This window comes from Mycoavidus sp. HKI (assembly GCF_020023735.2).
Taxonomy (GTDB): Bacteria; Pseudomonadota; Gammaproteobacteria; order Burkholderiales; family Burkholderiaceae; genus Mycoavidus.
Genome location: NZ_CP076444.2, coordinates 2,103,649 through 2,127,588 on the forward strand (window position 1 = coordinate 2,103,649; position 23,940 = coordinate 2,127,588).

A 23,940-nucleotide genomic window follows, 5' to 3' on the forward strand; every position below is an offset into this window, starting at 1 on the left:
CCCAGCTTAAATCTCTTCCCCTTCGACATAGGTCGCCTGTACCATCAGTTGGCGGTCAAGCACCACTAAATCTCCCCACGCACCGACACCAAGCCGGCCACGTTGGGCTAAGCCAAGGTAGTCCGCCGCATAGCGCGATAACCGATGCGAGGCTTCGGCTAAAGGCAAACCAAGCGAGACTAGATTACGCAATGCTTGATCCATCGTCAATGTGCTCCCCGCCAACGTGCCATCGGCAAGACGTACGCCGTTTACGCATTTAGTCACCGTCTGGCTACCCAGCGGGTAAGCGCCATCCGGCATCCCTGCTGCCGCCGTGCTATCCGTCACGCAGTAGAGCTTAGGAATCGCGCGCAGCGCGGTGTGAATCGCACCTGGATGCACATGCAGCAAATCTGGGATAAGTTCCGCATATTCAGCATGCGCCAGGGCCGCCCCGACCATGCCTGGCGCCCGATGATGCAAGCCCGTCATGGCATTAAATAGATGGGTGAAACCGGATGCTCCGTGCTTGAGCGCATTGACGCCATCTTCATAACTCCCGAGCGTGTGGCCAAGCTGTACGCGTACGCCACGCGCGGCAAGGTGGGTAATGATATTTAAATGACCGGCCAACTCCGGCGCCAACGTCACGACCCGAATCGGGGCCAGCGTTAAATAATAGAGTATTTCATCCAACGCAGCGAGCGCCGTTGCATCAGGTTGCGCCCCCAGTTTGCCAGGATTGATATAAGGTCCTTCAAGATGCACCCCAAGAATACGCGCGCTACCAGGCGCGCGCTGCTGCACCTCATGCGCAAGCCTAGCCAATACAGCAGCCAACTCAGCCGGTGGCGCCGTCATCGTGGTCGCCAATAAACTTGTCGTGCCATACTGAGCATGCATCCGCGCCATGATTTGAGCAGCCGCGCCGCCTTCCATCACGTCGGCCCCACCCCCGCCATGCACATGCAGGTCAATAAAGCCAGGCAAAATATAGGCTTCATGATTGACCGCCGGCTCGCTAGATGCGCCACTCAGGGCAACAATCCGTCCGCCCTCGAGCGTTAAATGACCGAGCCTCCAGCCCTCGGGCGTTAAGATATTTCCGTACAGCTTTAGGCTCTTCACAGATTACTCTTGAAAGCAAAACATCTTTGAGATCCTCGCCAGCCTAAAGAGTTTACTGCGCACCTGATCAATTAAGCAGTATTTTAAGATCGTGCACCCACGGCTTCGATCCTTGCCCATCGCGGGCAAAAAGGCGCAGCTTGCCGGTTGCGTCAAACACATAGCCGGCTGCCGTATGGTCCATCGTATAGGCATTGGAAATTTCATCTAACACAGAGGGTTTTGCCCTCGTGTCTACGTTTGCCTGCTCGCGTGCATAGTGCACGCGAAAATCTTGCGTCACCTTTTTGAGTTGCGCTTCATTCGCCGGCCGCAAACCGATAAAACTCGGATCAAAAGCAGGGACATAGTGCGCTAACGAAGAGGATGTATCACGCTCTGGATCGACAGTCACGAATAACACCTGCACCCGTTTTGCATCTGGACCCAATTGTTTAAGCGTTTGCGCAAGCGTTGCCAGCGTCATTGGGCAAATGTCTGGGCAGTGCGTGTAACCGAACAACACCACCACGACTTTTCCTTTAAAGTCCGCTAATGTACGCAACTGGCCAGTCGTATCCGGTAGCGTAAAATCGTTGCCAAAACTGGGGTTGTCAGTCAAATCGGTATTTTTGAACACGGGCGCACGCGTGCAGCCCGCCGCCCATATCAGGGCGCACATTAGGCATACAATAAATTTAGATGCCGCGGCAGTAGAGTTGCACATAGTGATCCGCCAGTAGCGCTGCAAACAGCAACGATAAATAAATAATTGAATATCGAAAAAGCCTGCGCGCCAGCCTATCCGAATAAGCGCGCCATATTTGCCACGCATAGGCTAAGAAAATCACCCCCAGTACCAGCGCGGCGACTAAATAGACCAGCCCACTCATGCGCGAGGCAAATGGCAGCAACGACACACCAAATAAAATGATGGTATAAAGCAAAATATGCAAGCGCGTAAATTGCTCACCATGGGTAATCGGCAACATCGGCAAACCCGCTTGCGCGTAATCTTGCCGGCGATATAACGCCAGCGCCCAAAAATGGGGCGGCGTCCAGACAAAAATAATCAACACCAGCAACCAAGCATCAGCCGGCACCGTTCCCGTCACAGCGGCCCAGCCAAGAGCCGGCGGCATGGCGCCTGCGGCGCCGCCAATCACAATATTTTGCGGCGTTGCAGGCTTTAGCAGCACCGTGTAAATCAGCGCATAGCCAATAAAGGTGGCCAGCGTGAGCCACATGGTCAAGGCGTTGGTGAAAGCATACAGCGTCCACATGCCAAGCCCACCCAGCATGGCTGAAAAGAAAAGAATTTGGACCGAGGTTAATTCGCCACGCGCAGACGGACGCCATGCGGTACGGCGCATTAGCCGATCCACTTTGCGCTCAAGTAAACAATTGACCGCAAACGCGGCGCTGGCTAATAGCCAAATCCCCACCGCGCCACCTAGCAAGATGGACCACGGCACGCTACCGGGCGTTGACAGTAGCATCCCAATCACGGCGCAAAATACCGCGAGCTGGGTCACCCGAGGCTTAGTCAGTGCACAGTATTGGGAAATTCGGTTGCCAAGAGATGGGCAAATAGAGATACTTTCCATGGATTCAGACCTGCGTTGCGGCTTACCGCATACCTTGTCTGCTAATTACGATACGATAGTTTAGCATGATGAGCAGCAACAATAATACCGCCGCGCCGCCATTATGCACGAGCGCAATCAGCAAAGGCCACTGCAATACGATATTCGCTAAGCCGGTTAAACACTGCAGCACAACCAAAGCGATCAAGCCATAGGCTAAGGAGCGCAGCGCAGCAAACTGGCGCAACTGCAGGCCGAGCCCAAGCAACCATACACTCACTCCCAGCGCAAAAGTACGATGCGTCCAATGGATTGCCACCAGCGCGTCTGGCGTAATAAAATCCCCTGCTTTGGTTTGGCCCAGCGAGCGCCACAGCTGAAAACCTTGCGCAAAATCCATTGGCGGCAGCCAAGCGCCATGGCAGGTCGGGAAATCTGGACAGGCGAGCACAGCGTAGTTCGCACTCACCCAACCCCCTAAAGCAATTTGCAATACCAACAGCACCAGCCCCACCCATACCGCCCACTGCCAACGTGCCGCGGCGGGCGCCAGCATGGGCGCAGGCGCACAACTCATGGCCAGCCGAGCCAAGCCACCAAGTAGGGTCAGCCCTAGCAATAAGTGAATCGTCACAATCAACGGCTGCAATTTTAAGGTCACGGTCCAAGCGCCAAACGCGCCTTGCACGCAGACTAGCGCCAGTAACGCCACCGGCCACCACGGTGACACCAATAACGATTTACGTTTGCACCACGCCATCACAACCTGCGCAATCATCAGCACCCCCAAGGCCAGCGCGAGATAGCGGTGGATCATTTCAATCCACGCCTTGGTCATCGTGACCGGGCCACTGGGCAATAAGGCTTGCGCTGCCCGAATCGCTTCGTGCGCGATAAATGGCGATGCGGTGCCATAACAACCAGGCCAATCAGGGCAGCCTAGGCCCGAATCTGTCAGGCGCGTAAAGCTGCCAAACAGCACCAGATCAAAGGTGAGCACAGTGCTGACCCAGACCAATTTACCAAATTGATCGGCGCCACTGCGCAGCCACGCCCAACTTAGCGGAATGAGTGCAAGGCAAAGACCTATTAAGCTAAGTTGCAGAATAAACACTGAGAGATCCTGAGAACGATTTTAGCCAATGCCTGACCACTTCAACAATTTGCTCAGGTCTTTTTTGATTTTGCCTGGGTCTGGCTGGGCTGGAAAGCGCATCATCAGATTACCGTTTGGGTCCACTAGATAAATATGGTCGGCCAGCTGCCGGCCTTCATCAAGCGGCAACCATTGAAGCAAGGTAGCCGGATCGACGCTCAAAAAATGCGTCTCAGCATAGGCGCGTTGCACGGCAGGAGGCACCGGAGCACGGTCGGTGCGCAACCAAACCGTTACCACCCGCTCACGTTCAATACCCTGCGCAGCACGTACTTGCCTCATAAAATAGAGTTTTTTGGCACAATTTTCATCGCATGCGCTCGCATCAACAGCCAGCAATAACCATTTGCCTTGTAAAGTTTGCAAGGGCGTGATAGTGCCATTTTCTGTGCGCGCCATTAAACTGGGCGGGATGGGCCGCTGCGGCTCAATCAACTGACCATAATTCGCCGATCCGCCGACTGGCTTGAAAACATAATAAAATAAGTAAGACGCAATCACTGGCGCCAGACACACCGCTACCACCAGCCACAACACCCTCCAGTTCGAGTCTTTGCGACCTGACTTTACGTCAGATACAGCCAACATCTTTGGCTCTAGATCATGATTTTTCATTGGCAGTTCTAAAATAAGTCCTACTTAGAAGCGCTAAGCGCTGCGCGGCGCGCAGCGTACAGGCCCGATAATACTATAGCAACCGCTATTCCCCACCATTGGACCATATAACCATAGTTACGCGCCACACCCGTTAAAGGGCTTGGCCAAACACGCACCAGTTGGTCATTTAGATGATTGGTCTGCCAAAGGATAAATGGCTGCAGCGGCAAACCAGTTTCTGCTTGGTATGCCGCAATCTCCAAATTTTGCCGAATCCGCAAACGCGCCGCGGAACCACCAGAGCCAAGCTCAAAGGCACGGCCCGCATCAGCGCGGGCAATCCCTTCTATGTCGACGATACTCGCCGGCGTGCAATATGGCGCAAACGCAATACGATCTTTTATATTACGGGGTATCCAACCCCGTTTGACCAATACATACCCCCCCTCTTCTAATGCCAGCGGCATCAGCACATGAAAACCTGGCTGGTCGTTATAGGGCCGGTTATCAAGATACACGACGTGCTCCGGCATGAAACGCCCGCGCGCACGTAGCCGATGGTATTCGATTTCTTTAAGTGGCAGTAACGATGAGCCCACAGATATCGGCGCGCTATGCTGATGGCGCGTGATTTGGGCTGCCAGCGCTTCTTTCTGATGCGCACGATCCCGCTGCCAAAAGCCTAAGCGTATGGCAAGCACCACCGCTATAAGGACCACCAAGGCTGGCCAGAAACGAATTTTTAGCATAGCTGTTCGAGCGCACATGATAGAACCGTTAGTGCGATAATAGTACGGCTTACGCTGTTCTTTTGAAACTTTGCTGAATTATTTCTACCCATATGGCTTTTCTAGTTGCACTTGCTTTTATCCTAATTGGCGCTAGCCTAGTTTGCGCACTGTATTTCATGATGCACGACCGAGGTACAACAAAGCGGATGGTTTATTCATTAATGGCCCGCGTTGGGCTTTCAATTGGGCTTTTTTTATTTATTTTATTCGCGTATTGGATGGGATGGATTCAAAGTACCGGCATTCCGTATAGCGATTAAAGAGAATGCAAGCGTTTAGAATGCTGACGGCATTCTAAACGCCTCAGATGGCGGTATCTGGCCCTTCGAACAAACTCCAAACCCCATCAAAGCCAATACACCACAACATATAAGCCAAGCCATACGACGTCGACAAAATGCCAATACCAGGCAGCACCCTCAAACGCAAAGTGGTGCTCCGGGCTAAAGTGTCCACGTATTAAGCGCACCAGCACGATAGCCAACATCAATGTCCCCATCATCACATGGAAGCCATGAAAACCCGTTAGCAGAAAGAAGGTTGAGCCATACATGCCAGAGGTGAGCTTGAGATTAAGCTCATGGTAAGCATGCACATACTCATAGCCTTGCATAAATAAGAAGATGGCGCCAAGCAACACCGTAGCAGCGAGCCAAATAATCGCTTGTTTGCGATGATCATCCCGTAGCGCATGGTGCGCCACCGTCAAGGTAGCACCAGAGGTTAACAACAAAGCGGTGTTGATGGTCGGGATCGGCCAGGCCGTCATGGCCTTAAAATGTGACACCAAACCGGAGGGTCCGACATTCGGCCAGGCCGCCATAAAATCTGGCCACAGCAACCTATTATCAAGGTCGCCAAGAAGCGGGCTGGCAAACGAGCGGGCATAAAATAGCGCACCAAAAAACGCGCTAAAAAACATGACTTCGGAAAAGATGAACCAGCTCATGCTCCAACGGTAAGATGCATCAATCCGTTTGCCGTATTGCCCACCCTCGGATTCAGCAATTGCATCGCCAAACCAGCGCCACAGTATAAAAAATAACCAAGCAAGACTCATCGCAAATGTAAACGGCGCCCAGCCCTGACCATTCAGCCAGCCCGTTAGCGAAAGCATAATGCCCAGTAAACTGAGCGCTGCCAAAATCGGGTGCTGCGAAGGATTTGGCACGAAATAATAAGGGCTCTGGTTTTGGCTACTCATCGTTGCAGTTCCATGTCAATCTCAATTTCAATCGGTGGTTTCGATATTGCCGTTGTATCTTCTGTTGTCTCAGACTCATCCATTACATAGGATAAATCATGCGCTTACTCAACCACGGGGGGCGTCTCGAAAGTATGAAAAGGGGCTGGGCTTGGGATTGTCCATTCAAGCCCCTGCGCACCGTCCCATGGCCTATCTGCCGCCGGTAAATGCCTTTTGCCACGATACGTTGGCAAAGCCACCCAAAACAAAAAGTACACCTGCATTAAACCAAAAACAAAAGCGCCAATCGTCGCGATCTGGTTAAAATCCGTGAACTGCGCCGGGTAGTCGGCATAACGGCGAGGCATGCCCGCTAAGCCCAGAAAGTGCATCGGGAAGAACGTGATATTGAACGAAATTAGCGAGCCCCAAAAGTGAATCCGGCCGCGTACTTCGTTATACATATAGCCAGTCCATTTTGGCGACCAATAGTACCAGCCTGAAAAAAGCGCAAACAATGAACCGGCCACCAAGACATAATGGAAATGCGCGACCACATAATAAGTCCCATGCATGGCCACATCAAGCGGCGCCACCGACAGAATTAAACCGGTAAAACCGCCCATCGTAAATACAAATAAAAAGCCTATGGCAAATAACATCGGCGTCTCAAACGTAAGCGCGCCGCGCCACATAGTAGCCACCCAATTGAAGACTTTGACACCCGTTGGGACCGCAATCAGCATCGTTGAATACATGAAAAAAAGCTGCCCGGTAACCGGCATACCGGTAACAAACATATGATGCGCCCACACCATAAATGACAGGATAGCAATTGACGCCGTGGCATACACCATCGAATGATAACCAAACAAAGGTTTGCGCGAGAAAGCTGGAATCACCTGTGAGATGATGCCAAACGCGGGCAAAATCATGATGTACACTTCCGGATGCCCGAAAAACCAAAAAATATGCTGATAGAGCACCGGGTCACCGCCACCTGCGGCATTAAAAAACGAGGTGCCAAAATGACGATCAAAGAGCAACATGGTAATAGCGCCCGCCAATACTGGCATGACCGCAATTAACAAATAAGCGGTGATGAGCCAAGTCCAGGCAAACATCGGCATTTTCATCAGCGACATGCCAGGGGCGCGCATATTCAAGATGGTGACCACAATATTGATGGCGCCCATGATCGAAGAGGCGCCCATAATATGCAGCGCAAAGATAGCCAGATCCATGCCTGGCCCCATTTGCACTGAAAGCGGCGCATATAGTGTCCAGCCTGCAGCGGTCGCACCACCTGGCACAAAAAATGATATCGTCAATAACAACGCAGCTGGGGGCAACAGCCAGAAGCTGAAGTTATTCATGCGCGCAAATGCCATATCCGATGCGCCAATTTGTAATGGCAGCATCCAATTCGCAAAACCAACAAACGCCGGCATAATTGCGCCAAACACCATCACGACACCGTGCATGGTAGTGAGCTGATTAAAAAATTCGGGACGCATAATTTGCATGCCAGGCTCGAATAACTCGACCCGAATCAACAGCGCCATCACGCCACCAGACAAAAACATGATGAATGAAAATATCAAATACAAAGTACCAATATCTTTATGGTTCGTCGCGTATAGCCAACGCCGCCATCCAACTGGATGCTGATGCGCATGATCGTGCTGCGCTCCCTGGTCGTGTCCGATCGTGGTCATAGAAACTTTCCTTATTTGAATGGTTTCACTGTGCAGATTATGCGGCTGAACCGGATGTCCGCGCTTGGCCTAGTACTGGCGATTTGCCTGCCTTGGCTGAGGCGGCCTGCGGGATTACAGGGCGCTGTGCAGAAACGGCTTGCACTTGGCTAGCTTCGTTGAGCAGCGCTCGGTTGCGTGCCGCTGTCACTTGCCGCGGTTGGATTAAATCGCCAGTATGATTGCTCCACGCATTACGCTGGTACGTCACCACAGCAGCCAAATCAATATCATTGAGCGTTGAAGCCCACGGCGGCATTTGGGCTTTGCCATGGAGCACAAGATTCAGGTGGCTGCTGAGCGGGCCATTGGTCACCAGACCGCCATCAAGCGCTGGAAACGGGCCAATGCCTTTGCCGTTAGCATGGTGGCAGACAGCGCAATGGCTTGTATAAATTTGCTCGCCACGCACTTTAAGTTGGCTCATGGTCCAAGTTTTACTGAGTTCAGCATGCACTGACGTGGTTTTTATCCGCTCGTCTACCCATTGCGCATAGTCCTGTTCAGACAAAACTTTTACGACGACTGGCATATAGGCATGATCTTTACCGCATAGCTCAGTGCAAAAACCATGATAGGTGCCTATTTTTTCAGCTTTAAACCAAGTGTCCCGGACAAAACCGGGAATGGCATCCTGTTTTACGCCAAGGGCTGGCACCGACCAAGAATGCACCACATCATTAGCGGTCGTCAGCACACGAATCTTTTTATTAACCGGCACCACCAGCGGGTGATCCACTTCCTGCAAATACGTATCGGAAACCGGCTGCCGGCCCTCTATTTGATCGCGAGGCGTTGAGATGGTTGATAAAAACCCAATGCCGGCACCTGGGCCATTGATATAGTCATAGCCCCATTTCCATTGATAACCCGTGACTTTTACCGTGACATCTGCATTGCTGGTGTCTTTCATAGCGATCACCATCTTCGTCGCCGGCCAGGCCATCAAAATCACGATCAAAAATGGCACGACGGTCCAGATAATCTCAACGGTGGTGCTTTCATGAAAATGCGCCGGCTGATGTCCTTTGGACTTACGGTGAGCCACGATCGAATAAAACATCACCCCAAACACGCCTACAAAAATCACTAGGCAGATGATCAGCATCAGGGTGTGCAGACCGTATAGGCCTTCAGCGATCTTGGTCACCGGCGTTTGGAAATTGAGTGCGTTGACCGCCGGGCCGCCCGGAAGGTCATTGACCGCATGAGCAACATTTGCCAGCAGCAAGCCACTACCTGCTAGCGCCCCTATTAGAATTCGTTTGATTGTTTTCATCGGCATCTTTAATCTGAGTACAGTCTACGAATGAGGCGCAATACTTCCGCCCTCTTCATTTTTCTAATCCAATCAAACGACGCATTATAATTGCGTTTCACGACTTTTGCTTTGCAGCTTTGGTAATTTCATCAAGACGCACAATCGCATAGCCTTCTGCAGTGGTTCTCGCAGCCGCCTTCCAGGCATGCCCGTAAATGATTTCAAAGGTGAGCGAAAGCGTGCCATCGGCTCGCCGCTGCGCCTCTAGCGCCGTCATTAGCGCCTCGTGCCAGCCACGGCCAGTCAGTCCCGCTGGACGCTGTGCCAGATTGAACGGATAAGCGCCCCAGCGACGCACATCACTGAGCAAGGCAGCCGGCGAGGAATACGTAATGGTCAGCTTTTCCATCTCCATCACAGGTATCTCAAAGCCGCTCGCCACCAGCATATCGCCCAGATCATGCATATCCGTGAAATCAAGCACCCGCGAAGAAGGCATCTGGGCGCCTGCACGCTGCCCTGCCGCCCGCAATTCACAGAGTGAATCAGGCCCCAATAAACTAAACATCAGTAGGCCGCCGGTTTTTAAGACGCGCTGCCATTCCAGCAAAACTTGCTCGGGTCGAGGATGCCAATGCAACGCCAGATTTGACCAACATAAATCGAATGTACTCGCGGCAAAAGGCAGCGTTGCAAAATCAGCTTGCACGGTCTGCCGCGGGCGCGGCTGAAAAATCTGCATTAATTTTCTGCCCCGAGGGCTTTTAAATTGTATTTTTCGAGATAGGGTATCCGCTAGACGCCCTCGCCAACCTAGCCGCGGCGCACCAGTGGCGGCTAATGCTCGCGCCAGCATCTGATGAGAGACATCGAGTCCATAGATTTGCGCAGAGTCAAAATAGGCTTGCAGGGCTAATAAATCGTCGCCCAAGCCGCAGCCGGCATCCAAGATACGGGTAGGCGTTAGGTTCACGCACTCAAGGCGCTCGCGCATACGTTGCGCGACTTCGCGCGGCAAGAAACTCACGGCATCAAAAGTTTGCGCACGTCGATCAAAAATTCGCTGCAAACGCCGAATATCGACGGCGGGTCGAGAAGAGTCCACGGATGAAAGAGGCATGGGTATGAATACACTAAGAGTTATGAGTATACTTGCCTACTGAAGAAGTAAGGTTTAAAGATTAAAAAATTTAACCGAGCGCCTTGACGTTTTAGCCCATGCCGCGACCTTTTTTTGCTGTTACCGCATTTGCCCAGCATACGTTCAATTTATGTAAAGTATGCACTCGTCTCGCGCTACCGTGCCGGTGCGCATTGTGTGGTAATTTGTCACCAACCGCCATCTGCGACGGGTGTGACAACGCTTATTGGCAGACCAAGCATAGCCGCTGCACACGCTGCGCCTTACCGCTGGAGCGCAACCCTACCCACCCCAACAACCCCTCTCTTTTATGCCACCACTGTATCGCCACGCCACCTGCATTTGATGCAACCCTCACGCTGGCACACTATGCCGCGCCACTTGATCAACTGGTCCTCGCCTTAAAGTTTAACGCCCAACTCACAATTGCCACCATTTTTGCTGAGCGTCTCGCGAGCTTAGTGCAACAAACCTATGCCAACGGCATGCTGGCCTGGCCCAGCCTGATTGTGCCCGTGCCGCTTTCTGCTTGCCGGCTGGCCACGCGTGGCTATAATCAAGCCTGGGAAATTGCTCGGCCCTTGGCTCATCTCCTGCGCATCCCAAAGCAAGCCACATGGGTTAAGCGCGTTATTGATACGCCGCCTCAGGCGCAACTCAGCCACCTCCAAGAAAGACGACGCAATCTGCGTCGCGCATTCGTTGCTGCAATGAATGCGCGGCAGTTAGCCAGCGTGCGCGGACAGCATATTGCAGTGGTCGACGATGTGATGACTTCCGGCACAACGCTTGAGGCAGTAGCTCGTATATTAAAAAACGCCGGCGCCGCGCGGGTCACCAATTTGGTCGCGCTGCGCACGCCATAAATCCGGCATGACAGTGCAGCTGGTGCGCTATCCCAGGCTATAATCCCGGCGCTATGCACACAGCTGGGCCATCTTTCTTATGTTTAACGTTGTTCTTGTCGAACCTGAAATTCCATCCAATACGGGCAATATCATTCGCCTGTGCGCCAATGCAGGCGCCCAATTGCATCTGATTGAGCCGCTTGGCTTTAAGCTCGATGATGCAAAAATGCGCCGCGCCGGACTTGATTATCATGAATTTGTCTCGCTGCGGGTGCATCAAAACTGGCAAGCTTTTATGTCTAGTGAAAGCGTCTCTGACACGCGTATGTTCGCGTTTACGACCCGAGGCGCCAGCCACTTGCACCATCACACATTTGCCAAAGGTGATTGGTTTGTGTTTGGTCCAGAAACGCGTGGGCTCAGCACCGAGCTACTAACGCAGTTCACAGCGGAGCAACGCGTACGGCTGCCAATGAGGCCCGGCAATCGTAGCCTTAATTTGTCAAATGCTGTCGCGATCACGGTCTTCGAGGCGTGGCGGCAACAAGACTTTGCCGGCGGCGCATAACCCCCCAATGAAAGGATCTCGCCTCTAACGCGCTATACGCCAGCTAAGCTCGTTTCTACCTTCGCTTCTCGCTGTAACAACGCATAGGCCGCAGCGCGCGGCGCACAGCCATCAAATAACACGGAGCACACCGCTTGCGTAACCGGCATTTCAACTGCCTGCGCTTGCGCCAAGGCTAATACCTCTGGCGCACAACGCACCCCTTCTGCGATATGACCAAGCGTAGCCAGAATGTCGGCCAGCGGCCGCCCGGTTGCCAACTGTAAGCCAACGGTGCGATTGCGCGATAAATCGCCGGTTGCCGTTAGGATCAAATCACCAAGACCGGCCAGCCCCATAAAAGTCTCGGCTCGAGCGCCTAGCGCCACACCTAACCGGGTCATTTCGGCCAAACCACGGGTAATCAAGGCAGCACGCGCATTTAGGCCAAGCTCAAGCCCATCGGCAATGCCCGCCGCAATCGCCAATACATTTTTGACCGCACCCCCCACTTCGACGCCGATCACATCGTCAGCCGTATAGATACGCATTGCGGCATGATGAAGTGCGCGCACGGCCGCATCACGGCAAGCAACGGATTGACTCGCTATGGTTAGCGCCACGGGCAAACCTTGCGCAACTTCACGCGCAAAGCTCGGGCCGGATAAAGCCCCGCAACTACGATGCGCGCCCAGTTCAGCGGCCACGACTTGGTGGGGCAAGCAGCGGCTAGCCACCTCAAATCCTTTACATAACCAAATCAGGTGAGCGGGGATACAGTTAAGCTCGCGCATGGTTTTACATAGCGCGCGTAGGCCAGCGACTGGCGTTGCAATAATACAGAGCGCATCCTCTGCCGCCGCATGCTCAAGACTCGCCAGCAAATCCGCTTCATAGCGCAAACTGCTAGCCAGCGGCACACCGGGCAGATAAGTCTGATTATGCTTATCATGCGTCAATTGCTCAACTAAGGCCGCATTGCGCGCCCATAGCAAAGTAGAGTGACGATCCGCCAGATGATGGGCAAGCGCGGTCCCCCAGGCACCCGCGCCTAGAACAGTAATATTCATCAAGTCACTGACAAAGATATGGCCTGGTTCTCTGCAAAATAACGCATGGATCGCAGTCTAAAGAGAAATCGTGCATCACACGACAATGAATCGATCATGCTCGCGGCAGAGGTGGCCGCTTAAGATGATTCGCGAAAGTCAGGTTCGCGCTATTGCTGTCTACTGCTTTTGGTTTTTGCGCTGGCGCTTCTTTTTTGGATTCTGCCTGCTGTGCCAAACGGTGCTCATACAACGACTGAAAATTAATTTCGGCAAGATGAATTGGCGGAAAACCAGCACGTGTTACTGCATCAGCCAAATTTGCACGCAAATAAGGGAAAACAATCGACGGACAAGCAATATTCAGCAGCGGATCCATTTGTTCTTCTTTGATATTGCGAACCTCAAATAGACCGGCTTGTTTTGCTTCGATTAAAAGCACCACTTTATCTTTTAGTTTTGCTGTTACAACAGTCGAAACAACGCTCTCATAGATCTCTTCTGAAATCTTTTCTGCTTTGAGGCTAACCTCGATTTCAATGGTCGGGGCTTGTTTTTCAAGTTCACTCAGAATGGCCGGTGAGTTAGGCTGTTCAAGCGACAAATCCTTAAGATAGAGGCGCTGAATATTAAATACAGGCTGCGTATTTTGTTGAGTACTTTCGGTTACCATCATATTCCTTACAGTTGCAGTTTAAGTCGAATGACTCTAAATTGATTACGCGCTCACTGCGAGCAAAGACGCTAAACCACCATTACGATCAAGCGCGGCCAATTTATCATAGCCGCCTATATGGGTACCGTCGATGAAAATTTGTGGCACAGTGCGCAGGCCAGTACGCTGAATCATTTCATCGCGCTGGGCCGGGTCCTTATCGATCGCGATTTTTTCGATATGCTCGACACCACGCGCCTTCAGCAAGCGCTCGGCCATATCGCAATATGGACATACTTGTTTACTATACATGAGCACTTTTTTCATCATGATCCTTATTTTATGACTGGCATGCCTGCTTGCTGCCACGCGGCTAAGCCGCCTTGCAAGACAAATACTTCGGTATATCCGGCTTGCTTCAGAACCGCGAGCGCCTTATGCGAACGCCGGCCAGTCTGACACGTTAACAGCACTGGATGCGCCTTGTTTTTAGCAATTTTCATCACTTTTGAAGAAAGCGCGTCCCACGCCACATGGCGTGCCTGCGGCAAATGGCCTTGGCCGTACTCAGCAACTGTTCTGAGATCGATCACCGTTGCATTGCGATGGTTAATGAATTGCGTTGCCTGCTGCACCGACAAGTCGCGGCCACGGCGCATCAAGCTTGGCCAGAGTAACAACCCGCCCGCAATCATGGCGGCAACAAGCAAAGCAAGATTAGTGTAGTCAGTGAAGAATTTCACAGGAATTCCGATAATTAAGAAAAGTTATCCTCACATTATATAAAATAAATGCTTGACGGTTACTAAATCTGGCTCGATTATTCAAAATCATGCTGATGAAGCGTTTGTTTTCGCTTATTTTCTGTACTTTTTTACGACTACTTTTATTTTACATGTATAAACTTGTCCTCATCCGTCACGGCGAATCGACGTGGAATAAAGAGAACCGCTTCACTGGCTGGGCTGACGTTGATCTTACCGAGCAAGGCATAAATGAAGCTCGCCAAGCCGGGCAGCTGTTACAAAACGCCGGCTATACCTTCGATGTTGCGTACACCTCAGTCTTAAAGCGCGCCATTCGCACACTTTGGCATATTCAAGACGAAATGGATCTTTTGTATCTACCCGTCACCCACTCATGGCGCCTCAATGAACGCCACTACGGTGCATTGACCGGCTTAAACAAAGCAGAAACAACCGCACAATATGGCGCGGAACAAGTTTTACAATGGCGCCGCAGCTATGAAACGCCGCCGCCAGCGCTGGACCCCTCAGATCCGCGCACGTCCTACAGTGATCCGCGTTACGTAAAAATCCCTAGTAGTGAGTTGCCACTTGCCGAGTGCTTAAAAGATACGGTGGCCCGGGTCTTGCCTTTATGGAATGACTCGATAGCGCCTGCCATTAAAGCTGGCCAACGCATTATCATCGCAGCGCATGGCAATTCATTGCGAGCCTTGATCAAATACCTTGAGGGGATTTCCGATCAAGATATTCTTAGCATGAACATTCCAAATGGAGTGCCCCTTGTGTATGAACTCGACGCAACACTCAAGCCAGTCTGGCGTGCCTATTTAAGCGAACACGAAGATCTTGAGAAAGCTCAAAAAACTCCTACTGGTCACGGTCAGGCGGCTTAAACTAATGCAAACACATTGGCATTTTGCTTAAAAAATGTGCCACAATTGAACTCACTTTGACAGCTCTTAGCCCTATATTCCATGCGTAAACACCTCAAATACATCAGCTTAATCGCCCTTGGTCTGGTGACGGGCGTACTGGCTACGTTGCAATTTTCTGCCGCGGCGCAAAACAATAATGATGCGCCGCTGCCACTTGATCAATTGCGGCTTTTAGCTGAGGTATTTGGACAGGTCAAACACGACTATGTCGAAACCGTTAACGATAAAAAGCTGCTCACCGCCGCGATCAAAGGCATGGTCTCAAGCTTAGACCCGCACTCGTCTTATCTCGATCAAAAAGAGTATAAAGAACTCCAGGAGCAAACACGGGGGCGCTTTGCTGGCCTAGGCATCGAGATTTCGCAAGAAGACGGGCTCATCAAAATTATTTCACCGATTGAAGACACCCCCGCATTTCGGGCGGGCATCCAACCTGGCGATTTAATCTCGCGCATTGATGACAAACCTGTGCGCGGCATGACGCTTGACCAAGCGGTTAAGCTGATGCGGGGCAAAGCGGGGACTCCTGTGACGCTGACCATTTATCGAAAAAGCGCCAATCGGATGTATCCGATGACCATTACACGTGCTGAAATCCATGTGCAGAGCGTCAAAACAAAAATTATCGAACCGGGCTATGCGTGGGTTCGCATCACCAGTTTTCAGGAGCGCACGGTAGCTGATCTCGCCACAAAACTCGAAGAACTTGTCAAAAAACAGCCGCAAACTCAACGTCTAAAAGGCTTGGTGCTGGATTTGCGCAGTAACGGCGGCGGCTTATTGCAAAGCGCAGTAGGTGTTTCCAGCGCTTTCTTGCCACTCAATGCAACCATTGTTTCAACCAATGGCCAAGAAACCCATGCTAAAGAAACCTATCGCAGCACCTTTGCGCATTACCGCTTACCCTCACTCAGCACAGACCCTTTAAAAGATTTGCCGGCTATTTTTAAAACCGTGCCAATCATTGTCTTAACCAATGCATATTCGGCATCGGCCTCTGAAATTGTTGCAGGCGCACTACAAGGCCACCAACGCGCACTGATTATGGGCCAAGCGACCTTTGGCAAAGGCTCAGTACAAACCGTGCGACCTCTCACCACGGATACCGCCCTACGCTTAACAACGGCCTACTATTACACCCCAAACGGCCGGTCAATCCAAAACAAGGGCATCCTTCCCGATATGTCGGTTGATCAATATTCAGAGGGCGACCCAAACGACGTTTTCATCACGCGCGAGGTTGATTATTCAAATCACCTAGCCAATACACAAGACCCGAACGAGAAAAAAGAACAAGAACTCCGCGAGCAACGGCGCATTAAGCAATTGCGCGAACTTGAAACAGAAAACGCCAAAAAAACACCTGAGCAACGTGACAAAGACCGCGAACGCGTTCCTGCTATTTTTGGCAGCAAGGAAGACTTTATGCTGCAACAAGCCCTGCATCAGCTAAAAGGTGAACCGGTACAGTTATCAAAATCGAAAATCGAGCGCACAATCGCGGCAAATAAATCTGCTCGCCCAGCTGTTGCGCCAGCAAATTAGGCGGGTTGCGGCAATGAATGACGAACAACTCCTACGCTATTCCCGGCATATCTTTCTGGATGAGCTGGGGATTGAGGCGCAGCAACTTTTCCTGGATGCCCACGTCCTGATTATTGGCGCTGGCGGGCTCGGCTCGCCAGCCGCGCTCTACCTTGCTGCCGCAGGCATTGGCACCTTGACGCTGATGGATGCGGACACGGTCGATCTGGCCAATTTGCAACGGCAAATTATTTACACCACCGAAACGGTAGGCCAAGCCAAAGTATCCGCCGCACGCGCGGCGCTAGCGCGTCTTAACCCAGAAGTCCAGGTCAATGCATTGGCGTTATACGCCGATGCGGCGGTGCTGGATGAATGGGTTGCGCGCGCCAGCGTGGTCCTTGACTGTACGGATAATTTCGCCACCCGCCACCTGATTAATCAGGCGTGTATTACGCATCGTAAACCGCTCGTATCAGGCGCCGCGTTACGTTTTGACGGGCAAATTAGCACCTTTGATCTACGTTTAGCTGATTCCCCTTGTTATGCGTGCCTTTTCCCTCCAGCGCCGGCGTCGGCAGAAATGAGTTGCTCTAGAACAGGGGTATTTGCGCCATTAGTTGGCATTATCGGCTCCATGCAGGCCGCGGAAGCCCTCCGCCTTATCGCACAAACAGGCACCTCCCTAACCGGCCGGCTGTTATTACTAGATGCGTTGCAGATGAATTGGCGTTCATTGCAGATCGCCCGACAGCCTGATTGCAGCGCGTGCAGCGCAATTATTTAGAATAAAAACTTTATAATAATTCAAAAAAAACTTGACATAGAACCCAAGAGACCCAACAATCAGGGTGGCGCGTTTTTTATAAAAGAAGCGCCGGGGTGAGCTTAAGTGAGGAGGGAGTGGCGCAAGTCGTCTAGCTTTTCGAACCGCGCTCGTGGTTGAAGTAACAAGAGTAGAAGGAAAGTTGTATATGTCAATTGATCAGAACGCAGATCGCTGCCTAGGCACAGTCAAGTGGTTTAACGACGGCAAAGGCTTTGGGTTTATCACATCTGATACAGGCGGTGAAGATCTCTTCGCCCATTTCTCAGCAATTCAATCCAATGGTTTCAAATCATTGGCTGAAGGTGATAGAGTTAGCTTTACCATCGTAGATGGTCCTAAAGGCAAACAGGCTTCAAATATCCAAAAGGTATAAAGCCGGTTAAAAACCCTTTGTTTTAAAGAACGGCCGCATTTAATGCGGCCGTTTCTTTTATGACCGCCCTACTTTCCCATATTTTCGATTAGAACCCTGCCAAAACCCGAGCAAGATACTTGCGTTGCCCCTTCAAGCGAGCGCGCAAAATCATAGGTCACCTGTTTTTGTAAGATCGATTTCTCCATTGCCGAAATAATGATATCGGCAGCTTCAAACCAGCCAAGATGGCGCAGCATCATCTCCGCAGAAAGAATCTCTGAACCTGGATTCACATAGTCTTTACCGGCGTATTTAGGCGCCGTGCCATGCGTTGCCTCAAACATAGCAATCGAATCCGACAAATTCGCACCGGGTGCAATGCCGATCCCGCCCACTTGAGCCGCCAGCGCATCCGAGACATAATCCCCATTCAAATTAAGCGTCGCAATCACATCATATTCAGCTGGGCGCAGCAAAATTTGTTGCAAAAAGGCATCCGCGATCACATCTTTAACAATGATCTCACGACCTGTTTTTGGGTTTTTAAATTTCGCCCATGGGCCGCCATCGATCAACTGCGTGCCGAATTCTCTCTGCGCCAACGCATAGCCCCAATCACGAAATGCCCCTTCCGTATATTTCATGATATTGCCTTTGTGCACCAGCGTCACCGATTGACGATCGTTATCAATGGCATACTGGATCGCCTTGCGCACTAGCCGCTCAGTCCCCTCGCGAGAGACCGGCTTGATGCCAATCCCTGAGGTGTGCGGAAAGCGAATTTTCGTCACGCCCATTTCTTCTTGCAAAAAACGGATGACTTTTTTCGCTTGCTCGGAATCAGCGGCCCATTCAATGCCGGCATAAATATCTTCTGAGTTCTCTCGAAAAATCACCATATCGGTCTTTTCCGGCTCACGCAACGGTGAAGGCACTCCCTTGAAATAGCGTACTGGACGCAGACAGACATACAAATCAAGTGCCTGGCGTAACGCGACGTTCAAAGAACGGATACCGCCCCCCACCGGGGTCGTCAATGGCCCTTTGATCGATACACTATATTCTTTTACCGCGGCCAATGTCTCATCAGGCAACCAGACATCAGCGCCATAAACCTGGGTCGACTTTTCACCTGCGTAGACTTCCATCCAGTTGAGCTTTTTTTTGCTGCCATACGCTTTGCGAACCGCTGCATCAACCACCTCGATCATCACCGGCGTGATATCGACGCCGATACCATCTCCCTCAATATAAGGAATAATGGGCTGGTCAGGAACATTGATTGAAAAATCCGCGTTGACGGTAATTTTTTCACCGGCTGGAACTTTGATATGCTGATATGCCATGTCGAATTCTCCAATAGGGGACTTGTTTAGATACACATAAAGGGCTTAAGAGATTTAGCCAACTCTTATATAAGACATAAGAATTATACACCGATTAAGCATGAGTACTTTTACCTGACTGCCGCTGAGAAAAATATTTACCTTGATTGGCGATAAACGAACACAATACGCAGGTATAGACCGAGCCTGCGAGTACTGGAAAGATTGGCAAAGGAAAACTGACGATGAGAGATTTTAATTAATACCCTACCTTGTGAGGATGAAAATGAGAAAATTGATCACTGTTTTAGCTGCGAGCCTCTGCATCGGCGGCATAGCGTTACTTGCCACTTCCGCTCAAGCTCAGTCGGTCCCGTTTAAACACCACAGAAAACTTCCAGTGATAACTCTCGCCATCGGCATACATACAGTACAAGCTGAAGTCGCGGCGAATGAAGCTAACCGCCAGCAAGGCTTAATGCATCGCACCAACCTCGGGCCCAATGAAGGCATGTTATTTGTCTTTGATGAAAGCGCTCAGCATTGCTTTTGGATGAAAAACACCAAGCTCCCGCTTTCAATCGCTTTTATTGACGATAACGGCACCATCACCGACATCGCTGAAATGAAACCTGAGACAATGGCTAACCACTGCCCTACGCGGGCTGGCCGCTATGCCCTTGAAATGAACCGAGGCTGGTTTGCTGCAAAAGGAGTCCAGCCTGGCATGGCGATCGGTGGGTTGCCTGCATGGCAAGAAACCTTCCGCTAAATCTGAGCCTAGCGTCAGCTTCTTGCCGCACTATATGTGTAACGGCTCGCGTTTGAAACTGGTCATGCTCGCAATCAGCGCATTTTCTGCGCTCAGATTAACTGCAAATGAACTTGCATTTATAGCCATTGGCTCGCATTCTATCGCCGTGTGCTCACACTAAGTGCAAAGAAATTCTTTCAGGCACCCTGCGTCAGCATGTTCATGATTAAGCGGATCATCGTCTTCTTTTGCGCCGGATCAGACTCAGCCACTAACAACGCTAAAGCAGCAAGGCCAATGTCATTGATAACAGGCTGCTCGTGCTTGTTGAGCAAGCGGCCATTTCGATTGAGGAAATCCACAAATAGAAAGGCACCGCTACGCTTGTTGCCATCAAAAAATGGATGATTTTTGATAACAAAATAAAGCAAATGGGCTGCCTTGGCTTCGACGCTAGGATAGGCCGGATCACCAAACACCGTTTGGTCGAGGTTGCCCAGCAACGCGGCAAAGGCATCTCCGCGCTCGTTGGCGAAGAGTTCGGTAGCCTCGCCGCGGGCGATCAAATCTGCTTTGAGCCGGATCAATCCCTGTCGTGCCTCATCCAACGTTGGCAGTACCCCACCAGCTTGCGTTAGTGGCTCGATCAGCAGCCCCTCATCGTAGCGTTGCAGGAGCAAAAATGTTTGTGTATAGCGGGTGACAATATCGACCAGACCGCGTCCTGTATCGGTCAACAGATTAGAATCTTGTGCGGTTTTCCTGATCAATTCCAATGCGGTTGCCAGTTCATTGGCGTTGGACTCGAAGCGTTGACGGTGAAGGGTATAGCCCTGGGTTAAATGTTCACGCAAAATGCGCGTGGCCCACTGGCGGAACAACACAGCGCGTTTGGAACTGACGCGGTAGCCAACTGAGATAATCGCATCGAGATTGTAATGTTTCACCTGGCGGGTGACTTGCCGGCTGCCTTCCTGGCGAACTACCGAGGAATCCTCGGTAGTTGCCATTTCGTTCAATTCTTCATCGGAATAAATGTTTTTGAGATGCAGGCTAATATTGTCTGTTGAAGTTTCAAACAAGTCTGCCATTTGACGCTGCGTCAGCCACACTGTATCTCGTTCGGCATCCAGCCTCACCTCAACCAGCTGACCTGCATCCTGGAAAATCACCAAATTTTGCTGTGTTGTTTCTATCTTCAATTTGTATTCGCGACTCATTTATATAGGCAATCCGGCTGCAAGCATCCGGTCCCGTAGCTCTGCCGTTCGGGTCGGATCAAGCTGATTGTTGAATAGCGCTCTGATTTCTGCTGATTTGGCATCGAACTGCGCGACTATATCCTTCAGGCGATAGCCGTGGCGCGTTAATGTCGGTTCCAGGTCAGTTTCTCGGAACAATGTTCCTGATCGTTGTAACGCAACAAGTAGCGCATCAGCCACTCATTGGCTGTGCCTCCGTTTCCGGCTTGTGAAAATGATACAGCGTTTCATGCGCCTCCTTGACCGTCCGAAATGGTCGTTCTACTTTGCCCTTCGAGCGTGCTGTCGTGCAAGCTCCATCTTTGCCGGCCGGAATGTGCGTCTGCCATTCGATACCAAGTGCCAGCATGACGATCTGAGCCAGAAAGTGCGCTGATTGCGAGTATGTCCGGTTTCAAAAGCGAGCCGTTACATCTAACCACAGCCCTACGCGGGCTGGCCGCTATGCCCTTGAAATGAAGCGAGGCTGGTTTGCTGTAAAAGGAATCCAGCCTGGCATGGCGATCGGTGGGTTGCCTGCATGGCAAGAAACCTTCCGCTAAATCTGAGTCTAGCGTCAGCTTCTTGCCGCACTATATGAATCGCTTAAGCGCCGAAGTTGTGCGCCGCAAACTCCCAATTCACCATATTCCAAAACGCCCCTACAAAATTCAAACGCACATTGCGATAATCAATGTAATAGGCATGCTCCCAAACATCTAATGTCAGCAACGGTTTTGCATCCGTCGTGAGCGGGGTCGCCGCATTACTGGTTGAAACAAGATCGAGTGAACCATCGGTTTTTTTGACCAGCCAAGCCCAACCAGAGCCAAAAGTGCCAATAGCAACCTTAGTGAAGGCTTCTTTAAATTGATCATATGACCCCCATTGGCGGTTGATCGCCTCAGCCAGCGCGCCCGTTGGCTGCCCACCGCCTTGTGGCGATAAGCTATGCCAGAAGAAAGTGTGATTCCAGATTTGGGCAGCATTGTTAAAAATCGGGCCAGAGGCTTTTTTAATGATGGCTTCAAGCGACAAACTCTCGAATTCTGTCCCTACAATTAATTTATTCAGAGTCGTAACATACGTTTGATGATGCTTGCCGTAGTGAAACTCAAGCGTTTCTTCTGACATATGGGGCGCGAGTGCATTTTTTGCGTATGGCAAAGCAGGCAGAATATGTTCCATGGGTAAATTTCCTTTTTTCTACTGGCTAAATAAATGTGGAAGAATTAATCAATCATTTTAGGCGACTTAGTCTATCCGAGCAAATTAGAACGCGACTGCCGAGCGTGGCTGTACCCGAGTCAGCTCCACATCTGCGCTGCCCTGCGCTAAATGAACCACAATCTGAGACATCTTTGCTAAAGCGGCCGGGGAGCGTATCGCGTGTTGACTGCGGGGGTCTATTAAAGCAGCATACCCTCGCTCTAAGGTGCGCTGCGGGCTTAAAAGCTCGAGCTTCGCAGCCGCTTCACGCAGCGTTGCGCGCCGCTGTGCATGTGGCTGCGCAAAGGCCATGGCTAAACGCGTAGCGTGCTGCTGCAGCTGATTTTGTTGCCGCCGCAGTCGCTCAGCCGGGTTCAGTAAGCCACGTGCCAGCCAATCCAACTGCTGTGCACGCCCTTCGACTAAACGAGCACAAGCACGCATTAGCTGTCGCCGAGATTGCTCAAGCTCGCGCAATAACATCTCACGGGCCGGACTCACCAGCTCAGCCGCGCCAGTTGGAGTGGGTGCGCGTTGATCAGCCACAAAATCCGCAATCGTAAAATCAGTTTCATGGCCGACGCCACTGACAATAGGTAAGTGACTGGCCGCAATCGCACGCGCTAAAGTTTCTTCGTTGAAGGCCCACAAATCTTCCAGTGAGCCACCTCCGCGGCAAATAATCAGCAGCTCAACTTCAGCCCGCTGATTGGCACATTCGATCATTTTGGCTAGTTTAGCAGCTGCCTCTACCCCTTGTACTGGAGATGGATACACAATGACAGACAGATGCGGTGCGCGACGTCTAAGGGTGGTTAAAACATCTTGTAGCGCAGCCGCTTGCAACGACGTAACAATACCGATCGTTCGAGGGTAAGGAGGCAGCTCTCGTTTTCTTGATGCTGCAAACAATCCTTCGCTTTCAAGTTTTTGCTTAAGTTGTAAAAAAGCCTCATAAAGCTGGCCTTGCCCGGTGCGACGAATGGATTCAATCTTGAGTTGGACTTCACCTCTTGGTTCATAGACTGTGACCAATGCCCGTACTTCAATCCGATCTCCATTCGCCGGAACAAACGACATTGACTGCGCCCGCATACGGAACATGACACAACGAATCTGAGCCGCGCTATCTTTCAAAGAAAAATACCAATGGCCGCTTGCCGCACAGGTAAAATTCGACACTTCACCCGCCACCCAGATGAGCGGAAATGTCCGTTCAAGGGCCGTGCTTATTGCACCATTTAATGCCGACACAGAAAGAACCGTCTCGCCACCATTTGACACTGGCCAACTGCTTTTAATTTCCATATATCTTTTGGTCGATTGAGATCATTTGCTATATCGCATATTTTATAG

General features: G+C 51.3%; 26 protein-coding genes and 3 pseudogenes. 9 read left to right on the top strand and 20 right to left on the bottom strand.

Annotated features, from left to right (window positions below):
* Nucleotides 1-6: 6 nt before the first annotated feature.
* The 6 genes from nagA to KMZ15_RS08155 form a co-directional block, all read right to left on the bottom strand.
* On the bottom strand, nt 7-1,110 hold the full coding sequence (gene nagA / locus KMZ15_RS08130) for an N-acetylglucosamine-6-phosphate deacetylase (RefSeq protein ID WP_223692462.1): 1,104 nt from the start codon (nt 1,108-1,110) through the stop codon (nt 7-9).
* 67 nt (nt 1,111-1,177) lie between these two features.
* Nucleotides 1,178-1,771: an SCO family protein gene (locus KMZ15_RS08135; RefSeq protein ID WP_223692464.1), complete on the bottom strand. Its 594-nt coding sequence runs from the start codon at nt 1,769-1,771 to the stop codon at nt 1,178-1,180.
* A gap of 16 nt (nt 1,772-1,787) precedes the next feature.
* On the bottom strand, nt 1,788-2,696 hold the full coding sequence (gene cyoE, locus KMZ15_RS08140; protein ID WP_223692467.1) for a heme o synthase: 909 nt from the start codon (nt 2,694-2,696) through the stop codon (nt 1,788-1,790).
* A 22-nt stretch (nt 2,697-2,718) separates the two neighbouring features.
* Nucleotides 2,719-3,789, bottom strand: a complete 1,071-nt coding sequence (locus tag KMZ15_RS08145; RefSeq protein ID WP_223692469.1) for a heme A synthase — start codon at nt 3,787-3,789, stop codon at nt 2,719-2,721.
* A 21-nt stretch (nt 3,790-3,810) separates the two neighbouring features.
* Entirely contained in the window at nt 3,811-4,419 is a 609-nt protein-coding gene (locus KMZ15_RS08150; protein WP_223692472.1) for a cytochrome C oxidase subunit I, read from the bottom strand.
* 47 nt (nt 4,420-4,466) lie between these two features.
* Nucleotides 4,467-5,177 (bottom strand): SURF1 family protein, encoded by a 711-nt coding sequence (locus KMZ15_RS08155; RefSeq protein ID WP_223692474.1) that lies wholly within the window; start codon nt 5,175-5,177, stop codon nt 4,467-4,469.
* Nucleotides 5,178-5,269: 92 nt separating this feature from the next.
* Here KMZ15_RS08155 and KMZ15_RS08160 point away from each other — a divergent pair, with 92 nt between their 5' ends.
* Nucleotides 5,270-5,479, top strand: coding sequence for a twin transmembrane helix small protein (locus KMZ15_RS08160; protein ID WP_223692478.1), 210 nt, complete (start codon nt 5,270-5,272; stop codon nt 5,477-5,479).
* Nucleotides 5,480-5,565: 86 nt separating this feature from the next.
* On the opposite strand, the gene KMZ15_RS08165 is transcribed toward KMZ15_RS08160, so the two are convergent.
* The 4 genes and pseudogenes from KMZ15_RS08165 to KMZ15_RS08180 all read right to left on the bottom strand — a co-directional run bounded on the left by KMZ15_RS08165 (nt 5,566) and on the right by KMZ15_RS08180 (nt 10,543).
* A complete protein-coding gene (locus tag KMZ15_RS08165) occupies nt 5,566-6,423 on the bottom strand; it encodes a cytochrome c oxidase subunit 3 (protein ID WP_223692480.1) in 858 nt (285 codons plus the stop codon).
* A 104-nt stretch (nt 6,424-6,527) separates the two neighbouring features.
* Nucleotides 6,528-8,123, bottom strand: a complete 1,596-nt coding sequence (ctaD, locus tag KMZ15_RS08170; protein ID WP_223692483.1) for a cytochrome c oxidase subunit I — start codon at nt 8,121-8,123, stop codon at nt 6,528-6,530.
* A gap of 40 nt (nt 8,124-8,163) precedes the next feature.
* Nucleotides 8,164-9,441 (bottom strand): annotated as a pseudogene (coxB, locus tag KMZ15_RS08175) (cytochrome c oxidase subunit II); the annotation flags it as partial.
* 97 nt (nt 9,442-9,538) lie between these two features.
* The gene (locus KMZ15_RS08180; RefSeq protein ID WP_223692486.1) at nt 9,539-10,543 is read right to left on the bottom strand and encodes a methyltransferase domain-containing protein; all 1,005 of its coding nucleotides are present in this window, start codon (nt 10,541-10,543) and stop codon (nt 9,539-9,541) included.
* A gap of 98 nt (nt 10,544-10,641) precedes the next feature.
* On the opposite strand from KMZ15_RS08180, the gene KMZ15_RS08185 reads away from it, so the two are divergent.
* Together KMZ15_RS08185 and trmL are read left to right on the top strand one after the other, a co-directional pair.
* A complete protein-coding gene (locus KMZ15_RS08185; protein WP_223692489.1) occupies nt 10,642-11,430 on the top strand; it encodes a ComF family protein in 789 nt (262 codons plus the stop codon).
* Nucleotides 11,431-11,509: 79 nt separating this feature from the next.
* A complete protein-coding gene (gene trmL, locus KMZ15_RS08190; RefSeq protein WP_223692493.1) occupies nt 11,510-11,980 on the top strand; it encodes a tRNA (uridine(34)/cytosine(34)/5-carboxymethylaminomethyluridine(34)-2'-O)-methyltransferase TrmL in 471 nt (156 codons plus the stop codon).
* A gap of 32 nt (nt 11,981-12,012) precedes the next feature.
* On the opposite strand, the gene KMZ15_RS08195 is transcribed toward trmL, so the two are convergent.
* The 4 genes from KMZ15_RS08195 to KMZ15_RS08210 all read right to left on the bottom strand — a co-directional run bounded on the left by KMZ15_RS08195 (nt 12,013) and on the right by KMZ15_RS08210 (nt 14,406).
* Nucleotides 12,013-13,029, bottom strand: coding sequence for an NAD(P)H-dependent glycerol-3-phosphate dehydrogenase (locus KMZ15_RS08195; protein ID WP_223692495.1), 1,017 nt, complete (start codon nt 13,027-13,029; stop codon nt 12,013-12,015).
* Between the two features lie 94 nt (nt 13,030-13,123).
* Nucleotides 13,124-13,681: a protein-export chaperone SecB gene (gene secB / locus KMZ15_RS08200; protein ID WP_223694803.1), complete on the bottom strand. Its 558-nt coding sequence runs from the start codon at nt 13,679-13,681 to the stop codon at nt 13,124-13,126.
* A gap of 45 nt (nt 13,682-13,726) precedes the next feature.
* Nucleotides 13,727-13,990: a glutaredoxin 3 gene (grxC, locus tag KMZ15_RS08205; RefSeq protein ID WP_223692497.1), complete on the bottom strand. Its 264-nt coding sequence runs from the start codon at nt 13,988-13,990 to the stop codon at nt 13,727-13,729.
* Nucleotides 13,991-13,998: 8 nt separating this feature from the next.
* On the bottom strand, nt 13,999-14,406 hold the full coding sequence (locus KMZ15_RS08210; RefSeq protein WP_223692499.1) for a rhodanese-like domain-containing protein: 408 nt from the start codon (nt 14,404-14,406) through the stop codon (nt 13,999-14,001).
* A 152-nt stretch (nt 14,407-14,558) separates the two neighbouring features.
* Between KMZ15_RS08210 and gpmA the strand changes: the two genes are divergently transcribed.
* From gpmA to KMZ15_RS08230, 4 genes are all read left to right on the top strand, one after another.
* Nucleotides 14,559-15,305 carry a 2,3-diphosphoglycerate-dependent phosphoglycerate mutase gene (gene gpmA / locus KMZ15_RS08215; protein ID WP_223692501.1) on the top strand — a complete coding sequence of 249 codons (747 nt, stop codon included), beginning with the start codon at nt 14,559-14,561 and terminating at the stop codon, nt 15,303-15,305.
* A gap of 81 nt (nt 15,306-15,386) precedes the next feature.
* Nucleotides 15,387-16,892, top strand: a complete 1,506-nt coding sequence (locus tag KMZ15_RS08220; RefSeq protein ID WP_223692510.1) for a S41 family peptidase — start codon at nt 15,387-15,389, stop codon at nt 16,890-16,892.
* A gap of 13 nt (nt 16,893-16,905) precedes the next feature.
* Nucleotides 16,906-17,658 carry a molybdopterin-synthase adenylyltransferase MoeB gene (locus KMZ15_RS08225; protein WP_223692512.1) on the top strand — a complete coding sequence of 251 codons (753 nt, stop codon included), beginning with the start codon at nt 16,906-16,908 and terminating at the stop codon, nt 17,656-17,658.
* Nucleotides 17,659-17,845: 187 nt separating this feature from the next.
* Nucleotides 17,846-18,073, top strand: a complete 228-nt coding sequence (locus KMZ15_RS08230; RefSeq protein ID WP_223692515.1) for a cold-shock protein — start codon at nt 17,846-17,848, stop codon at nt 18,071-18,073.
* A gap of 68 nt (nt 18,074-18,141) precedes the next feature.
* Here the strand turns inward: KMZ15_RS08230 and icd are convergent, their stop codons facing one another.
* The gene (gene icd, locus KMZ15_RS08235; RefSeq protein WP_223692517.1) at nt 18,142-19,401 is read right to left on the bottom strand and encodes an NADP-dependent isocitrate dehydrogenase; all 1,260 of its coding nucleotides are present in this window, start codon (nt 19,399-19,401) and stop codon (nt 18,142-18,144) included.
* 265 nt (nt 19,402-19,666) lie between these two features.
* Here icd and KMZ15_RS08240 point away from each other — a divergent pair, with 265 nt between their 5' ends.
* Nucleotides 19,667-20,152 carry a DUF192 domain-containing protein gene (locus KMZ15_RS08240; protein WP_223692519.1) on the top strand — a complete coding sequence of 162 codons (486 nt, stop codon included), beginning with the start codon at nt 19,667-19,669 and terminating at the stop codon, nt 20,150-20,152.
* Nucleotides 20,153-20,331: 179 nt separating this feature from the next.
* On the opposite strand, the gene rhuM is transcribed toward KMZ15_RS08240, so the two are convergent.
* The 3 genes and pseudogenes from rhuM to KMZ15_RS08255 all read right to left on the bottom strand — a co-directional run.
* Nucleotides 20,332-21,354 (bottom strand): virulence protein RhuM/Fic/DOC family protein, encoded by a 1,023-nt coding sequence (gene rhuM, locus KMZ15_RS08245; RefSeq protein WP_223692521.1) that lies wholly within the window; start codon nt 21,352-21,354, stop codon nt 20,332-20,334.
* On the bottom strand, nt 21,355-21,576 hold the full coding sequence (locus KMZ15_RS08250; protein WP_223692524.1) for a hypothetical protein: 222 nt from the start codon (nt 21,574-21,576) through the stop codon (nt 21,355-21,357).
* Nucleotides 21,525-21,778: pseudogene (locus KMZ15_RS08255) on the bottom strand (IS481 family transposase); the annotation flags it as partial. The pseudogene KMZ15_RS08255 and the gene KMZ15_RS08250, both read right to left, overlap by 52 nt.
* Before the next feature lie 34 nt (nt 21,779-21,812).
* On the opposite strand from KMZ15_RS08255, the pseudogene KMZ15_RS08260 reads away from it, so the two are divergent.
* Nucleotides 21,813-21,938, top strand: a pseudogene (locus KMZ15_RS08260) (DUF192 domain-containing protein); the annotation flags it as partial.
* 43 nt (nt 21,939-21,981) lie between these two features.
* Here the strand turns inward: KMZ15_RS08260 and KMZ15_RS08265 are convergent.
* On the bottom strand, nt 21,982-22,563 hold the full coding sequence (locus tag KMZ15_RS08265; RefSeq protein WP_223692526.1) for a superoxide dismutase: 582 nt from the start codon (nt 22,561-22,563) through the stop codon (nt 21,982-21,984).
* Between the two features lie 84 nt (nt 22,564-22,647).
* Nucleotides 22,648-23,892, bottom strand: coding sequence for an exodeoxyribonuclease VII large subunit (xseA, locus tag KMZ15_RS08270; protein ID WP_223692529.1), 1,245 nt, complete (start codon nt 23,890-23,892; stop codon nt 22,648-22,650).
* Nucleotides 23,893-23,940 lie beyond the last annotated feature (48 nt).

Coding starts and splice junctions, on each gene's coding strand:
- KMZ15_RS08135 (WP_223692464.1), bottom strand. CDS start 1,771: ATGTGCGCCCTGATATGGGCGGCGGGCTGCACGCGTGCGCCCGTGTTC.
- grxC (WP_223692497.1), bottom strand. CDS start 13,990: ATGAAAAAAGTGCTCATGTATAGTAAACAAGTATGTCCATATTGCGAT.
- trmL (WP_223692493.1), top strand. CDS start 11,510: ATGTTTAACGTTGTTCTTGTCGAACCTGAAATTCCATCCAATACGGGC.
- KMZ15_RS08160 (WP_223692478.1), top strand. CDS start 5,270: ATGGCTTTTCTAGTTGCACTTGCTTTTATCCTAATTGGCGCTAGCCTA.
- KMZ15_RS08265 (WP_223692526.1), bottom strand. CDS start 22,563: ATGGAACATATTCTGCCTGCTTTGCCATACGCAAAAAATGCACTCGCG.
- KMZ15_RS08220 (WP_223692510.1), top strand. CDS start 15,387: ATGCGTAAACACCTCAAATACATCAGCTTAATCGCCCTTGGTCTGGTG.
- KMZ15_RS08180 (WP_223692486.1), bottom strand. CDS start 10,543: ATGCCTCTTTCATCCGTGGACTCTTCTCGACCCGCCGTCGATATTCGG.
- KMZ15_RS08225 (WP_223692512.1), top strand. CDS start 16,906: ATGAATGACGAACAACTCCTACGCTATTCCCGGCATATCTTTCTGGAT.
- icd (WP_223692517.1), bottom strand. CDS start 19,401: ATGGCATATCAGCATATCAAAGTTCCAGCCGGTGAAAAAATTACCGTC.
- KMZ15_RS08150 (WP_223692472.1), bottom strand. CDS start 4,419: ATGTTGGCTGTATCTGACGTAAAGTCAGGTCGCAAAGACTCGAACTGG.
- KMZ15_RS08240 (WP_223692519.1), top strand. CDS start 19,667: ATGAGAAAATTGATCACTGTTTTAGCTGCGAGCCTCTGCATCGGCGGC.
- KMZ15_RS08195 (WP_223692495.1), bottom strand. CDS start 13,029: ATGAATATTACTGTTCTAGGCGCGGGTGCCTGGGGGACCGCGCTTGCC.
- ctaD (WP_223692483.1), bottom strand. CDS start 8,123: ATGACCACGATCGGACACGACCAGGGAGCGCAGCACGATCATGCGCAT.
- KMZ15_RS08165 (WP_223692480.1), bottom strand. CDS start 6,423: ATGAGTAGCCAAAACCAGAGCCCTTATTATTTCGTGCCAAATCCTTCG.
- xseA (WP_223692529.1), bottom strand. CDS start 23,892: ATGGAAATTAAAAGCAGTTGGCCAGTGTCAAATGGTGGCGAGACGGTT.
- KMZ15_RS08155 (WP_223692474.1), bottom strand. CDS start 5,177: ATGCTAAAAATTCGTTTCTGGCCAGCCTTGGTGGTCCTTATAGCGGTG.
- cyoE (WP_223692467.1), bottom strand. CDS start 2,696: ATGGAAAGTATCTCTATTTGCCCATCTCTTGGCAACCGAATTTCCCAA.
- KMZ15_RS08230 (WP_223692515.1), top strand. CDS start 17,846: ATGTCAATTGATCAGAACGCAGATCGCTGCCTAGGCACAGTCAAGTGG.
- secB (WP_223694803.1), bottom strand. CDS start 13,681: ATGGTAACCGAAAGTACTCAACAAAATACGCAGCCTGTATTTAATATT.
- gpmA (WP_223692501.1), top strand. CDS start 14,559: ATGTATAAACTTGTCCTCATCCGTCACGGCGAATCGACGTGGAATAAA.
- KMZ15_RS08185 (WP_223692489.1), top strand. CDS start 10,642: ATGCCGCGACCTTTTTTTGCTGTTACCGCATTTGCCCAGCATACGTTC.
- rhuM (WP_223692521.1), bottom strand. CDS start 21,354: ATGAGTCGCGAATACAAATTGAAGATAGAAACAACACAGCAAAATTTG.